This window comes from Streptomyces tropicalis (assembly GCF_029269835.1).
Classification (GTDB): Bacteria; Actinomycetota; Actinomycetes; order Streptomycetales; family Streptomycetaceae; genus Streptomyces; species Streptomyces tropicalis.
This window is the reverse complement of the sequence record NZ_JARJBB010000001.1, coordinates 498,710-513,176: the sequence shown is the minus strand read 5'-3', so window position 1 is coordinate 513,176 and position 14,467 is coordinate 498,710. Positions and strand designations below refer to the sequence as shown.

The 14,467-nt window shown below is 72.8% G+C and carries 12 protein-coding genes and 2 tRNA genes; 12 read left to right on the top strand and 2 right to left on the bottom strand.

Annotated features, from left to right (window positions below; translation table 11 throughout):
- Position 1 precedes the first annotated feature (1 nt).
- From nadD to P3H78_RS02255, 8 genes are all read left to right on the top strand, one after another.
- Entirely contained in the window at positions 2–676 is a 675-nt protein-coding gene (gene nadD / locus P3H78_RS02290) for a nicotinate-nucleotide adenylyltransferase (RefSeq protein ID WP_276107006.1), read from the top strand.
- 16 nt (positions 677–692) lie between these two features.
- Entirely contained in the window at positions 693–2,453 is a 1,761-nt protein-coding gene (locus P3H78_RS02285) for a LytR C-terminal domain-containing protein (RefSeq protein ID WP_276107005.1), read from the top strand.
- 114 nt (positions 2,454–2,567) lie between these two features.
- On the top strand, positions 2,568–3,014 hold the full coding sequence (gene rsfS, locus P3H78_RS02280; RefSeq protein ID WP_276107004.1) for a ribosome silencing factor: 447 nt from the start codon (positions 2,568–2,570) through the stop codon (positions 3,012–3,014).
- The gene (locus P3H78_RS02275) at positions 3,011–3,682 is read left to right on the top strand and encodes a histidine phosphatase family protein (protein ID WP_276107003.1); all 672 of its coding nucleotides are present in this window, start codon (positions 3,011–3,013) and stop codon (positions 3,680–3,682) included. The genes rsfS and P3H78_RS02275 overlap by 4 nt, the downstream gene beginning before the upstream one ends.
- Positions 3,683–3,774: 92 nt before the next feature.
- Positions 3,775–3,847 (top strand) — tRNA-Ala (locus tag P3H78_RS02270).
- Positions 3,848–4,180: 333 nt separating this feature from the next.
- On the top strand, positions 4,181–4,354 hold the full coding sequence (locus tag P3H78_RS02265) for a hypothetical protein (RefSeq protein WP_276107002.1): 174 nt from the start codon (positions 4,181–4,183) through the stop codon (positions 4,352–4,354).
- A 3-nt stretch (positions 4,355–4,357) separates the two neighbouring features.
- Positions 4,358–4,591 carry a hypothetical protein gene (locus tag P3H78_RS02260; RefSeq protein ID WP_019523121.1) on the top strand — a complete coding sequence of 78 codons (234 nt, stop codon included), beginning with the start codon at positions 4,358–4,360 and terminating at the stop codon, positions 4,589–4,591.
- Between the two features lie 162 nt (positions 4,592–4,753).
- Positions 4,754–4,826, top strand: a tRNA-Ala gene (locus P3H78_RS02255).
- A gap of 126 nt (positions 4,827–4,952) precedes the next feature.
- On the opposite strand, the gene P3H78_RS02250 is transcribed toward P3H78_RS02255, so the two are convergent.
- Together P3H78_RS02250 and P3H78_RS02245 are read right to left on the bottom strand one after the other, a co-directional pair.
- Positions 4,953–6,566 carry an NADH-quinone oxidoreductase subunit NuoF family protein gene (locus P3H78_RS02250; protein ID WP_276107001.1) on the bottom strand — a complete coding sequence of 538 codons (1,614 nt, stop codon included), beginning with the start codon at positions 6,564–6,566 and terminating at the stop codon, positions 4,953–4,955.
- Entirely contained in the window at positions 6,563–7,849 is a 1,287-nt protein-coding gene (locus tag P3H78_RS02245; RefSeq protein ID WP_276107000.1) for a cytochrome b/b6 domain-containing protein, read from the bottom strand. The genes P3H78_RS02250 and P3H78_RS02245 overlap by 4 nt, the downstream gene beginning before the upstream one ends.
- Before the next feature lie 431 nt (positions 7,850–8,280).
- Between P3H78_RS02245 and leuS the strand changes: the two genes are divergently transcribed.
- The 4 genes from leuS (at position 8,281) to P3H78_RS02225 (ending at position 14,427) form a co-directional block, all read left to right on the top strand.
- Positions 8,281–11,163, top strand: coding sequence for a leucine--tRNA ligase (gene leuS / locus P3H78_RS02240; RefSeq protein WP_276106999.1), 2,883 nt, complete (start codon positions 8,281–8,283; stop codon positions 11,161–11,163).
- 137 nt (positions 11,164–11,300) lie between these two features.
- Complete coding sequence (locus P3H78_RS02235; RefSeq protein WP_276106998.1) at positions 11,301–12,020, top strand: hypothetical protein; 720 nt, start codon at positions 11,301–11,303, stop codon at positions 12,018–12,020.
- A gap of 72 nt (positions 12,021–12,092) precedes the next feature.
- Positions 12,093–12,938, top strand: a complete 846-nt coding sequence (locus P3H78_RS02230; protein WP_276106997.1) for a DegV family protein — start codon at positions 12,093–12,095, stop codon at positions 12,936–12,938.
- A 220-nt stretch (positions 12,939–13,158) separates the two neighbouring features.
- Positions 13,159–14,427, top strand: a complete 1,269-nt coding sequence (locus tag P3H78_RS02225) for a ComEA family DNA-binding protein (RefSeq protein ID WP_276106996.1) — start codon at positions 13,159–13,161, stop codon at positions 14,425–14,427.
- The last annotated feature ends 40 nt before the right edge of the window (positions 14,428–14,467 follow it).

The window sequence follows — 14,467 nt, the reverse complement described above, 5'->3', positions numbered from 1 at the left end:
CATGGGAGAGCAGGACATGCCTACCGGTCCGGCGGGCGACACGGTGAAGCGCCCCGCGCACGGGCCCGGCGGCGGGCCGTCGACGCCGGGCAAGCGCCGCCTCGGCGTCATGGGCGGAACGTTCGACCCGATCCACCACGGGCACCTCGTGGCGGCCAGCGAGGTCGCCGCGCAGTTCCACCTGGACGAGGTCGTGTTCGTGCCGACCGGCCAGCCGTGGCAGAAGAGCCACCGCACGGTCTCCCCGGCCGAGGACCGCTACCTGATGACGGTCATCGCGACCGCCGAGAACCCCCAGTTCTCCGTGAGCCGCATCGACATCGACCGCGGCGGCCCCACCTACACCGTGGACACGCTGCGCGACCTGCGGGCCCTCAACCCCGACACCGACCTGTTCTTCATCACCGGCGCCGACGCGCTCGGCCAGATCCTGACCTGGCGGGACTCGGAGGAGCTGTTCTCCCTGGCGCACTTCATCGGGGTCACCCGCCCGGGCCACCACCTGACCGACCCCGGACTCCCGGAGGGCGGCGTCTCGTTCGTCGAGGTGCCCGCCCTCGCCATCTCCTCCACGGACTGCCGTGCGAGAGTCGCCAAGGGAGATCCCGTCTGGTACCTGGTGCCGGACGGCGTCGTGCGCTACATCGACAAGCGCGAGCTGTACCGCGGCGAGTGAGCCGAGAGGGGCACCGGTGAACGAGCGATACGACGCCGAGTACGGCGGCGAACCGTACGAGATCGTCGGCTACGACGAGTACGGCCGGCCGGTGTACCGGCAGGTCCCGTCCCAGCAGGCCCCGCAGACGGCGTACGACGGGTACGGGCAGCAGGGCTACGGCTACGACCCCTACGCCGCCGGCGGCCAGGAGCAGCAGCCGCCCGCACCGCCCCACGGCGGCTACGGCACCGGCCAGCAGGCCCCTGCCTCCCCCTACGGAGCCCCGGGCGGCTACGACCCGTACGGCACCGGAGCGGCGGGCGGGCAGGCGGCGTCCTACGACCCGTACGGCCGGACCGCGACCAGCGGCCGGCAGCCCCGGGTCTCCGAGCAGACCGCCCACATCCCCCAGCAGGCCGGACCCGCCGAGGAGGCGCCCGCCCGGCCGGCGCGCCCCGGGACGCAGCGGCCGGACGGGGGCGAGGGCCCCCGTGACGGGGAGCCTGCGGGCGAAGAGGACTACCACACCGAGCAGTTCGCCTTCGTCGAGGAGCCGAGCGACGACTCCGAGGACGTCATCGACTGGCTCAAGTTCACCGAGAACCGCACCGAGCGCCGCGAGGAGGCGCGCCGGCGCGCCCGCAGCCGGATCGTCGCCCTCGCCGTGGTCCTCGCGCTGGCCGCGGCCGGCGGCGTCGGCTACCTCTGGTACGCGGGGAAGCTGCCGGGACTGTCCGCGTCCGGGCCGGCCGCCGGCACCACCACGCCGGTGGCCGCGCAGAACCGCGACGTGGTCGTCGTCCACCTGCACGACACGGCCAAGGGCGGCACCGCCACCGTGCTGCTGGTCGACAACACCACCACCAAGCAGGGCACCACCGTGCTGCTGCCCAACTCCCTCGCGCTGACGGGAGACGACGGCACCACCACGACGCTCGCCAAGTCGGTCCAGGACGACGGCTCCTCCGGCACCCGGGACCAGCTCGGCACCGTCCTCGGCACCAGCATCGAGGGCACGTGGCGGCTGGACACCCCGTACCTGCAGAACCTGGTCGACATGGTCGGCAACATCGACCTGAACACCGACGCCGACGTGCCCGACCCGGACGCCGGCAAGAAGAAGGGCACCGGGCCCCTCGTCCACCGCGGCCAGGACCAGACCCTCAGCGGGCGGATGGCCGTCGCCTACGCCACCTACCGGGCGCCCGGCGAGACGCAGAACGCCCAGCTGCAGCGGTTCGGCCAGGTCATGCAGGCGGTGCTGCGCAAGCTGTCCTCCGACCCGCAGGCCGCGACCACCACCGTGCAGACGCTGGCGCAGATCCTCGACCCGTCGCTCACCGACAAGGACCTCGGCACCTTCCTCGCCAAGCTCGCCGACCTCGCCAAGGGCGGCTCGTACCGCACGGCGCTGCTGCCCGTGCAGGCCGACGGCACCCTGAGCGCCCAGACCAGCGACAGCGTCGTCCGGCAGATCCTCGGCGGCACGGCCAAGAGCCCCGACCAGGGCGCGGCCGTCCGGGTCTCGGTGCAGAACGCCTCGGGCATCCGGGACAACACCGAGAAGGCCCGGGTGGTCCTGCTCAACGGCGGCTTCACCTTCCTGGAGGGCGGCTCGTCCACCGCCGTCCGGACCGGGTCCCGGGTGGTCTACGGCGACGCCGCCGACCGGCAGAAGGCCACCGAGGTCGCCAAGACCCTCGGGCTCCCCGCGAGCGCCGTGGCCAAGGGAACGGTCGGCTCCAACGCCGACGTGTCGGTCGTCCTCGGCCAGGACTACCGCCCGTCCTCCTGACGGGCCGCAGGCACCCCGCCCCCGCCCCGGGACCGCAGCACGCCGGTCCCGGGCCGGGGGCGGTCCGTCCGTGAGACCCTTGAGGTCCAGTGACCGCCGACGGAAAGCCATGCAGTGACCGCGACCGACCGTTCCCTCGAGCTCATCAACACCGCCGCCCAGGCGGCCGCCGACAAGCTCGCGCACGACATCATCGGCTACGACGTCAGTGACGTCCTGTCGATCACGGATGCCTTCCTCCTGGCGTCCGCGCCCAACGACCGCCAGGTCAAGTCGATCGTCGACGAGATCGAGGAGCGGCTGCAGAAGGAGTGCGGCGCCAAGCCCGTACGCCGCGAGGGCGACCGAGAGGCCCGCTGGGTCCTGCTCGACTACGTCGACATCGTCGTCCACGTCCAGCACAGCGAGGAGCGCGTCTTCTACGCCCTGGAGCGCCTGTGGAAGGACTGCCCCGAGATCGAGCTGCCCGAGGACGCCCGGGCCACCCGGGGCAAGGCGGAGGAGCACGCGAAGCTGCAGGCCGCCGAGGAGTCGGCGGACCTGGGCGGTGAGTGGCGATGACCACCGCCGGTGAGGCGCCCGCCCCCGCGCGGGACCGCGGCCGCCGCGTCATCCTGTGGCGGCACGGCCAGACCTCCTGGAACGTGGAGCGCCGCTTCCAGGGCAGCACCGACGTCGAGCTCACCGACGCCGGGCGGGAGCAGGCCCGCCGCGCGGCCCGCCTGCTGGCCTCGCTGAAGCCCGACGCGATCGTCGCCTCGGACCTGAGGCGCGCCGCGGACACGGCGGCCGAGCTGGCCGCCCTCACCGGCCTGGAGATCACCCACGACGAGGGTCTGCGCGAGACCTACGCGGGCGTCTGGCAGGGCCTGACGCACGAGGAGATCCTCGCCCGCCACGGCGACGAGTACACCGCGTGGAAGCGCGGTGAGCCGGTGCGCCGCGGCGGCGGCGAGCTGGAGACCGAGGTCGCCGACCGGGCCGCCCCCGTCGTGCTGCGGCACGTCGAGAAGACGCCTGAGGACGGCACGCTCGTGGTGGTCAGCCACGGTGGCACGATCCGCACCACCATCGGGCGCCTGCTCGGTCTGGAGTCCCGGCACTGGGAGAGCCTCGGCGGTCTCTCCAACTGCTGCTGGTCCGTCCTGGGCGAGGGCGCCCGCGGCTGGCGCCTGCTGGAGCACAACGCCGGCACCCTGCCGGAGCCCGTCCTCGGCGACGACGACTGAGCCCTCGGGCCACGGGGCCGGCGGATTTCACTTTCCGGCAGGTCGCAGGCTAAAGTTCTTCTTGTTCGCCCCGCCGAGCGGGAAGAACGCAAGGGGCTATAGCTCAGTTGGTAGAGCGCCTGCATGGCATGCAGGAGGTCAGGAGTTCAATTCTCCTTAGCTCCACTGATCGGCATCCACCCGGTGCCAAGGATCGGTGAAGAGGATCCCGTCCCCGTCTGGGGGCGGGATTTTCTGCATCCCGGCTCCGCGGGTCCTGTTCCGGGGCCGGCCCGGTGAACGGGGCGTGCGCATTGTTCCGCCGGTGGCTTGAGTCACTCGGGGCCCGGGGGCGTATATCTCTGCGAGGGCGCCCCCGGTGCGTGCGTTCGTGCTGGCCGGAACGGCCGCCACGGGTGCCGTGGCCGGACTGGTACCGAGGCGTCGCTGACCGTATTGGCCCGGCCGTGGCAGAATCAAACGGCCGGAGGGTGCGCGGCCCGACGGGAGGGAGTAGCGATGCCTGCCAGCATCCACGAGGAGGTCGACGGCCTCCTCGGTGCGGCGTTGACCCGGGACACGGTCACCCGCCTCGTCTGCCCCTCCTGCGGCTCCCTCCATGTGGCCCAAGTCCTCGGCGACAACGGGGGGATCTCGTACGTGTGCACGGCCTGCGGCCACAGCTGGAGCTGATCGATGGGTGCACACAGGCGGAAGTGCGACTGGTGCGGCAGCGGCACGCCGATCGTCCGTGACATGGAGCCGCTGAACCCCGACTACCAGTACTGGTGCGAGGAATGCGCACGGGCGCTGATCATAAAAGGCGACCCCATCGAGACGTACCGCGAACTCGAGGGGGAGCCGATCTACGGCCGCCTCCTGGAGGAGCACTGCACGCTGAAGCGGTTCTACTCGTTCGTCACGGCCTGAGGCCCGCGGGGCCCGGTGTCCGGCAAGCGGGTTCGCACAACGGTCAATTCGGGCGCGACGGAAACCGATTTGGTGCAGCGCCCCGACCACCTGTAATGTTGGCGACGCCGCCGGGGAAACCGGGCGACACGGTGGAAAAGCGGTTCGGCCGCTTCGCCGCGAGGGGCTATAGCTCAGTTGGTAGAGCGCCTGCATGGCATGCAGGAGGTCAGGAGTTCAATTCTCCTTAGCTCCACAGGAGAAGAAGGCGGGTCATCCCATCGGATGGCCCGCCTTTCGCATTCCGCACGCCGCCCCGCGGACGCACGGCCACGGCGGGCCACCCCGGAAGGGGTGGCCCGCCGTGGCCGTGTCCGGCCCGTCAGCGGCCCAGGGCGCGGCGGCCGCGGCCCTGGGAGAGCACCGGCAGATTGTTGCGCGAGGGCGCCTGGGAGCGGGTGTCCTCCTCCAGCCGCAGGGCGAGGGCCGGGCAGCGGCGCACCGCGCGCAGCGCCTTGGCCTCCGCGTAGCGCGGGACCTGCGCCTGGGCGACGGTCGGGAAGCCGTCGGCGCCCAGCTCGAAGACCTCCGGCAGGATGTCCGCGCACAGGCCGTGGCCGCGGCACAGCGTCCAGTCCACGTGGATCTTCTGCCGGCTGGGCCCGTTCTCCTCGGTCTCCGCGCCGCCCAGGACGCCCGCTGGGGCCCTGCCTCCCTCGAAGAGCGGCAGTACGCCCTCCACGGGCCGTCCGCAGCCGTTGCCGAGGACGTGGGCCGCGAGGTCGTCGGTGAACGCCTTGATGGTCGACTCCAGGAACATCGCGGAGCCGTCCGGATGCGAGCACGCGCCGCGTCGCTTCACGTTCTTGGCGACCTGTTTCAGCGCCTCCAGGGCGGCCGGTCCGCCACCGTTCAGGATGTCCTCCAGGCCGCGCGCGGCGGCCGGCAGACCGAGATAGCAGGGGCCGCACTGGCCGGCGCTCTCCTCGGCCAGCCAGCGCGCCACCTGGAGCGACTCGCCGAGCGGGCAGGTGTCCTGACTGATCGGCAGGATGGCGCCCGCGCCGAGGGAACCGCCCACGGCGTCCAGGGAGTTGCGCGAGACGATCGCCTCGTTGACGGTCGCCGCGTCGATCCACTTGCCGTGGTAGCCGCCGGTGAGCACGCCCTGCGGCAGCGGCGGCGCGCCGGCCAGCTGCAGGACGTAGCGCAGCGGCACGCCCGTCGGCACCTCGATCACCATGGGACGGGCCACCGCCCCGGAGACGGTGAGCATCACAGTGCCCGGCTCGTCGTACAGGCCGGTGTTGCCGTAGCGCTCCGGCCCGATGCGGGCGGCGATGGCCAGCTGGGCGAACGTCTCCGCGTTGGACAGCAGGGTCGGGGCGCCGCCCACGCCGGTCTGCGAGGCGCTGATCTTGCGGCCCGGCGGGATGGCCGGGCCGCCGTCGATCGAGCGGACCAGGGAGGCAGCCGCGCCGGTCACCATCCGCACTGGATTGCGCTGCACGCGCGCGCGGAGGGCCGACCGGCGGCCGTTGCTGAGGCCGCGCTCGGCGAGCGCGGCCTCCATGGAGCGCTGCGTGGACTCCCGGGTGACCCCCACCACGAGCGTGCGGGCACCGAGGGCCTCCGCGCAGAGCAGAGCACCGTCGAGGATGAGGTGCGGGGCACGGTTGATGAGCACCGTGTCCTTGCGGCAGGCCGGTTCGTCCTCGCTGCCGTTGACGACGACGACCGGGCGGACGCCGCGGCGGATCGCCGCCTCGGCGACCGAGCGCAGCTTCTTGTGGAACGGGAAGCCCGCGCCGCCGCGGCCCTTCAGGTTGATGGCCTCGGCGAGCTGCGCGAGCTGCTCGCCGCCCATCGGCTCGAGCGGCCCGTGCACCTTGAGGTGCATGGGCAGATCGAGCCGTTCGACAAGGTCGAAGCCGGACGTGAGCTGGGGAAGTCCGACCACGCGGACTTCGGGTACGTCGGGCAGGGCCTCGTTCACCTATAGCCTCCGGAAGGCGTGTTCCAAGGTTCGCCCGACCCCGGTGCGTCGTAGGAGGCACCGGGGGGTGTTTCAGTGGCGGGACCGCTGTTGTACGTGTCGTTCGAGTTGTACGTGCCGTAGAGGGTGTTCGTCTCACCGGTGTCGTACACGTCACGTCCGCCGTAGCCGCCCGCGCCCGTATTGTCATGGGCCGGGACGGTGTATCCGGTGCCGGTCACGGGGCCGTAGGCGGACGGGGTCGCCTCGCCGACCGGGGGCGGCGACGGGATCGGCCAGCTGCCGGTGCCGCCCTCCACACGCGGCATCGCCTCCGTGGCCTGCAGGTCCCAGGACCGGTCCGGGCCGCCGTAGGACGGCCGGCCGCCCGGGGCCGACACGGCCCGGTAGGCCGCGGCGAAGCCGGACGGGGGCTCCGGGGTCGCGGAGGGAGCCTGGGCCTCGTAGCGCGGCGGGGACTGGCTCGGGATGCGCGGCAGGGAGCCCGTGCCGTCGGTGCCCCGCGCCCGGGACGCCCGGCCGCCCTCGTAGCCGGGCAGCGAGGACTCCGCCGACCGGGCCCGGCTCGCGTCCAGGTCCTCCAGCTCCGGCCGCTCGCCGCCGCCGAGGAGGGTCACCAGCCGGTCGGCGATCCTGCGCTTGACCGGGCGCGGAGCGCCGCGCAGGGCCAGTGCGGCCATCACGCCGAGCAGGGAGAGGCCGTAGAGGATCACGAAAACCGGCTTGGCCTGGCGACCCGCGTAGAGCCCGTGCACGAGCGCCGCGCACCAGGCCGGGTAGGCCAGCATGTGCATCGCGCGCCAGCGGGCCGCCACCGGGGCCGGGGACGCGAAGTTGCTGCGCAGCGCGCCGGTGATGCCCACGAAGATCATCAGCAGGCCGGCCAGGGAGCCGAGTCCGATCAGGCCGGCGCTTCCGGTGAAGCCGAGCGAGAACGGGATGATCGCGGCGATCAGCTGGGTGTGGTCCAGCGCGATCTTCGTGGTGATGTGCAGCAGGAGGAAGGCGATCGAGGCGACCGCCGTCGTCCGGTGCACGCCCTGGCCGACGATCCGCTGGCGGGTGTTGAGGAAGATCCGGTCCTGGGCGACCAGGCCCCAGATCACCGAGCAGCTCAGGGAGACCAGGGAGAGGACGCCGGCACCGAAGTTGAGGAAGTTGCGGACCGTGTCGCCTCCGACCGACACGATCAAGGGTATGAGGAGCAGAACGGCAGCCGACACCACCCCGTAGGCCGAGCGGCCGGGTTTGGGGAGCGAGCTGTTACTGCGACGAGGGTTCATGGGGGCAACTCCGAGCGGTCTGTCGGGCAAGCGGTCCCGAGGACGAACTCTAAGCGGCCCCAAACTGGGGCGGTACGCCGTTTGAGTTATTGCGTTGTTATCTGACTGACGGTCACGAAGCGCGATGTCCCCTTAGCGTCCGTTACGCCGGGTAATGATTGAACTTTGTTCAGCTTTTCCTTACCTTCACAAGTGGCCCCACCGCTTCCTGGTGTGCGGCCGGAACCCCGTCGCGGGGGGCTCGACGGCTGGGGTACCCTGACGCCATGCGTGCCGTACGCCTTCTGCTTAGCGAGCCGCGCTGATCAGTCCCGACCGCCGGGCGAATCGGATGGTCGGAATCGGCGCGGCGTCCCCTCCTGTGCGAGGGGATTTTTCATTTCTGGAAGTCGCAGCCGCTGGCAGAGACGATCGATGGAGCTTTGAGGACCATGAGCGAGACGAACCCCGCTGCCGCCGCTGCCGTGACGGCGGAGGCAGCGCCGCACCGCTACACGGCAGCCGTGGCGGCCGAGATCGAGGCACGCTGGCAGGACATCTGGGACGCCGAGGGCACCTACGCGGCGCCCAACCCCGAGGGTGACCTGGCCGGCGACCCGGAGCTGGTGGCCCGGCCCAAGAAGTTCATCATGGACATGTTCCCGTACCCGTCCGGTGCGGGCCTGCACGTCGGCCACCCCCTGGGCTACATCGCCACCGATGTGTACGCCCGCTTCCAGCGCATGACCGGCCACAACGTCCTGCACACCCTGGGCTTCGACGCCTTCGGCCTGCCCGCCGAGCAGTACGCCGTGCAGACCGGCACGCATCCGCGCGTGTCCACCGAGGCCAACATCGCGAACATGAAGTCCCAGCTGCGCCGGCTGGGCCTGGGCCACGACAAGCGCCGGTCCTTCGCCACGATCGACCCGGACTACTACAAGTGGACCCAGTGGATCTTCCTGCAGATCTTCGACTCCTGGTACGACGAGGAGGTCCGCAGGGCCCGGCCCGTCTCCGAGCTGGTCGCGCAGTTCGAGAGCGGTGAGCGCGCCGTCCCCGGCCACACGCGCGGCTGGCACGAACTGAACCACGCCGAGCGGGCCGACGTCCTGGGCGGCTTCCGCCTGGCCTACGCCTCCGACTCGCCCGTCAACTGGTGCCCCGGTCTGGGCACCGTGCTGGCCAACGAGGAGGTCACCGCCGACGGCCGCTCCGAGCGCGGCAACTTCCCCGTCTTCAAGGCCAAGCTGCGCCAGTGGAACATGCGCATCACGGCCTACGCCGACCGGCTGCTGGACGACCTGGAGGAGCTGGACTGGCCGGAGGCCATCAAGCTGCAGCAGCGCAACTGGATCGGCCGCTCCGAGGGCGCCCGCGTCGACTTCCCGATCGACGGCGAGAGCATCACCGTCTTCACCACCCGCCCGGACACCCTGTTCGGCGCCACCTACATGGTGCTGGCTCCCGAGCACCCGCTGGTCGAGAAGTTCACGCCGGCCGCCTGGCCCGAGGGCACCCGCGAGGCCTGGACCGGTGGCCACGCCACCCCTGCCGAGGCCGTCGCCGCCTACCGCGCTCAGGCGGCCTCGAAGTCGGACGTCGAGCGGCAGGCCGAGGCCAAGGACAAGACCGGCGTCTTCACCGGCGCCTTCGCGACCAACCCGGTCGACGGCGAGCAGGTCCCCGTCTTCATCGCCGACTACGTCCTGATGGGCTACGGCACCGGCGCGATCATGGCCGTCCCGGCCCACGACACCCGCGACTTCGCCTTCGCCCGCGCCTTCGAGCTGCCGATGCGCTGCGTGGTCGAGCCGAGCGACGACCGCGGCACCGACCCGTCCACCTGGGACGACGCCTTCGCGTCCTACGAGGCGAGGATCGTCAACTCCGCGGGCGATGACGTGACGCTGGACGGCCTGGGCGTCATCGACGCCAAGGCCCGCGTCACCGAGTGGCTGGAGCGCAAGGGCATCGGCGAGGGCACCGTCAACTTCCGCCTGCGCGACTGGCTGTTCAGCCGCCAGCGCTACTGGGGCGAGCCCTTCCCGATCGTCTACGACGAGGACGGCGTCGCCCACCCGCTGCCCGAGTCGATGCTGCCGCTGGAGCTGCCGGAGGTCGAGGACTACCGCCCCCGCACCTTCGAGCCGGACGACGCGGACACGCAGCCCGAGACCCCGCTGTCCCGCAACGAGGACTGGGTCCACGTCACCCTGGACCTGGGCGACGGGCCGAAGAAGTACCGCCGCGAGACCAACACCATGCCCAACTGGGCCGGCTCCTGCTGGTACGAGTTCCGTTACCTGGACCCGCACAACGCCGAGAAGCTGGTCGACCCCGGCACCGAGCGGTACTGGATGGGCCCGCGCGCGGGCATGCCGCACGGCGGCGTCGACCTGTACGTCGGCGGCGCCGAGCACGCGGTGCTGCACCTGCTGTACGCGCGCTTCTGGTCCAAGGTGCTGTTCGACCTGGGGCACGTCTCCTCCGCGGAGCCGTTCCACAAGCTGTTCAACCAGGGCATGATCCAGGCCTACGTGTACCGGGACGCCCGGGGCATCGCGGTGCCCGCCGCCGAGGTGGAGGAGCGCGACGGCGCCTACTTCCACCAGGGCGAGCAGGTCTCCCGCCTGCTGGGCAAGATGGGCAAGTCCCTGAAGAACGCCGTCACCCCGGACGAGATCGCCGCCGAGTACGGCGCCGACACGCTGCGCCTGTACGAGATGGCGATGGGCCCTCTGGACGTCTCCCGGCCCTGGGACACGCGCGCGGTGGTCGGCCAGTTCCGGCTGCTGCAGCGGCTGTGGCGCAACATCGTCGACGAGGCCACCGGCGAGGTCACCGTGACCGACGCCGAGCCCGGCGAGGACACGCTGCGCGCCCTGCACAAGGCGATCGACGGCGTCCGCGGCGACCTGGAGGGCATGCGGTTCAACACCGCCATCGCCAAGGTCACCGAGCTGAACAACCACCTGACCAAGGCGGGCGGCCCGCTGCCGCGCCCGGTCGCCGAGGCACTGGTGCTGATGGTCGCGCCGCTGGCCCCGCACATCGGCGAGGAGCTGTGGCGCCGGCTGGGCCACACCGACTCGGTCGTGCACCGCGACTTCCCCGTCGCCGACCCGGCCTACGTCGTGGACGAGACCGTGACCTGTGTCGTGCAGATCAAGGGCAAGGTCAAGGCCCGCCTGGAGGTCCCGCCGACCATCTCCGACGAGGAACTGGAGAAGGCGGCGCTGGCCGACGACAAGGTCGTCGCGGCACTGGACGGGGCGGGCATCCGCAAGGTGATCGTGCGGGCGCCGAAGCTGGTCAACATCGTCCCCGCGTGACGGCCGGGGCGTGAGTGCCTCCGGGTAGTCCCCTACGGGCAGGTTCGGGGTTCCGACGGAACTCCGGGCCTGCCCGTAGCGTTTACCGTTGAGGAGCGGCGCGAAGTGCGCGCCGCGGTGGACGGAGGAGGAGCGCAGTGGAAGCATTCGTCGCCGTCCTCGCCCTGTTCCTGGTGCTCTTCCTGGGACTCGGGGCGTACGCCGCGGTCAAGGTCGCCGCCGCCGCCCGGCGCGGCGTGGACCGCACCCTCGGCCAGGCCCGCCGCACCGTCGAGGACCACACCCTGCGGGCCAGGTCCGTCGCCCAGCCGGGCCCGGCGGGCGAGCTCGCCCGTCTGCGGCTCTCCCTGCGCACGTCGATGCGCGCCACCCAGGACGCCCTGTGGGCGGGCAGCAGCGAGGACGAGTCGCTGAAGGAGCCCCTCGGCCTCTTCGAGCGCCTCAGCTCCCACGGCCGTGAACTGGACGCCGACCTCAAGCGCCTGCAGGCGGAGCCCGACCGGGCCGCCCTGGCCGAGCGGCTCCCCGCGCTGCGCGAGCGCACCACGCGCATCACGCGGTCCGCGGACTCCCTGCGCTGGGCCGCCCGCGACCGCGCCCGCCGCTTCGCCGACGACGACCTGGACAGCCTCAGCGCCCAGATCGACGTCGAGGCCGGAGCCCTGCGCCACTGGACCACCGCCGGCACAGCGCCGCCCCCGTGGCCGGAGCCCGCGGCCGCCGACGCCCGCCCTCACCAGGACCGGCCCGCACCGCCGGAGCGGTCCCAGGAGCCCGCCCGGCCGGCCATCACCCCGCCGGGCCGCCGGCCGGCGTACCCGTGGCAGAAGCAGGCCCGCCCCGAGAGCACGACGTGAGGCAGCCGGCGGAGCACCCGGAGGGAGGGGCCGGGCTGCCGTCCCCCGGCTACGCCAGGTAACCTCCAGCTCATGTCCCGCCATGTCGCCATCGTCACCGATTCAACGGCCTACCTGCCGCCGCGGACGATGGAGCGCCACGGCATCACAGCGGTCCCCCTGACCGTGGTCCTCGGCGACGAAGCGCTCGAGGAGGGCACCGAGATCTCGACCCGGTCCCTGGCCCAGGCGCTGCAGAAGCGGCGCTCCGTCACCACCTCCCGGCCCAGTCCCGAGCTCTTCGCCGAGACCTACCGCAGGGTCGCCGAGTCCGGCGCCACCGACATCGTCTCCCTCCACCTCTCCGCGGAGCTGTCCGGCACCTACGACGCCGCCGTGCTCGCCGGACGCGGGGCGCCGGTGCCGGTACGGGTGGTCGACACCGGGACGGTGGCCATGGCGCTCGGCTTCTGCGCGCTGTCCGCCGCCGAGACCGCGGAGGCGGGCGGCACGGTGGACGACGCCGTCATGGCCGCCGAGAAGCGCGCCGGCAGCAGCTCGGCGTACTTCTACGTCGACACCCTCGACTATCTGCGCCGGGGCGGCCGGATCGGCGCCGCGCAGGCCCTGCTCGGTTCCGCACTCGCCGTGAAACCGCTGCTCCAGCTCCAGGACGGGCGCATCGAACTCCTGGAGAAGGTGCGGACGGCCTCCCGGGCCATCGCCCGCCTGGAGGAGGTCGCGGCCGAGCGGGCGGGCAGCGGCGGAGTCGACATCGCCGTCCACCATCTCGCCGCTCCGGACCGCGCGGCGGCCCTGGCGGACCGGTTGCGGGCACGGGTGTCCGGACTGGGCGACCTCCACGTCAGCGAGGTCGGCGCGGTGATCGGGGCGCACACCGGTCCGGGGCTGCTGGGGGTCGTCGTCTCACCCCGGTGAGCGCGCGGGCGGGCCGTCACCTCACCCGTGAGGGCGAGCCGTCACCCCGGGAGGTCCGGTCGTCACCCGCGGGTGCGGGCCGTCACCCGTGGGGGTGGGTCGTCACCCGTGGAGGTTGCTGTCACCCGTGAGGGTGTCGGAGTTGTCCACAACCGGGGGGCCGCCCACAGAATCCGACCAAGATCATCGCGGATCCGCGGTGCGGCCCGATCCTCGTGGCATGGCACTTCGATCACGCACCCGCACAGCGACCGCCACGAGCGGGCCGGGCCGCGCCCCGGCCTCCGACGGACGGACCCGCCACCGCCGCGCCCCGGGACGGCACGGTCACCGGCAGCGCCCGGCACCGGCCGAGGATCTGCGCCGCCGCGCGTATGCGCTCTTCCCCGAACACCCCGTGCCCGCGGGGGAGTCGGGAAGCGGGCCACCGGATCCGGCACGGGTGCCGCCGGTCCGTCCTGACGGACCGGGCGGTCGGGGCGGTGAGAGGACCGGTGGTGCGGGGGTGGGGGCTCCGGGGACGGAGGCTCCGGGGAAGTGTGGTGAGGGGCCGCGGGCTCCGGGGAGCGATGCCCCGGGGAGCGATGCCCCGGGGAGGGGCGGGGCCGGTACGGATGCCGAAATCCGTGCCGGTGCACGGGCCGTTGCCGGGGCCGGCTCCGGGCCGGGGGAGAGGACGGCCGGCGACGGCGACGGCGCCGGCGACGGTGACGGCGGCCGCGACCGCGAGGTGCGCGGGGTTCTTGCCGAGGCGGTGGGGCCCGCCTGGCGGGAGCGGGCGGCGCTGGCGCTGAGGGAGCGGATGCCCCTGTGGTGGCAGACGCGGTGCGGGCTGGAGCGCAGGAGCGTCGTCGCTCTCACGGCGCTGCTCGCGCTCGCCGCCGTCCTCGCCGTGCAGCACTTCTGGACCGGCCGCGTCCGCTCGGTCGCGGCACCCGAGGTGGTCCGGGCGGCCGCGCCCTTGGCGGATCGGGGCGGGAGCGGCGGAGCCGCGCCGGGTGGTGCCGTCACCCGGCAGGCCTCCGGGGCCTCCCCGGGACCCGAGATCGTGGTGGACGTCAGCGGCAAGGTCCGGCACCCCGGCATCCGGCGCCTGCCGGCGGGGTCACGGGTCGTCGACGCGTTGCGTGCGGCGGGCGGAGTACGCCCCGGGACCGACACCGACGCACTGAACCGGGCCCGCTTCCTCGTGGACGGCGAGCAGGTGGTCGTCGGCGGACCGGCACCGACGGGAGGGGGCGTCCCGGCCGGACCGGCGGCCGGCGGTGCGGACCCGGGAGCGTCCGGGGGCGTGCCCGCGCCCGTCTCCCTCAGCACGGCCACCGCGGACCAGTTGGAGACGCTGCCGGGAGTCGGCCCCGTCCTGGCCCGGCACATCATCGACTACCGCACCCAGCACGGTGGTTTCCGCTCCATGGACGAGCTGCGCGAGGTCAACGGCATCGGCGACCGCCGCTTCGCCGATCTGCGCCCCCTGGTCCGGCCGTGAACGGCCCCTCCGACGCCCACCGGGGCGAACGGCGCCCCGG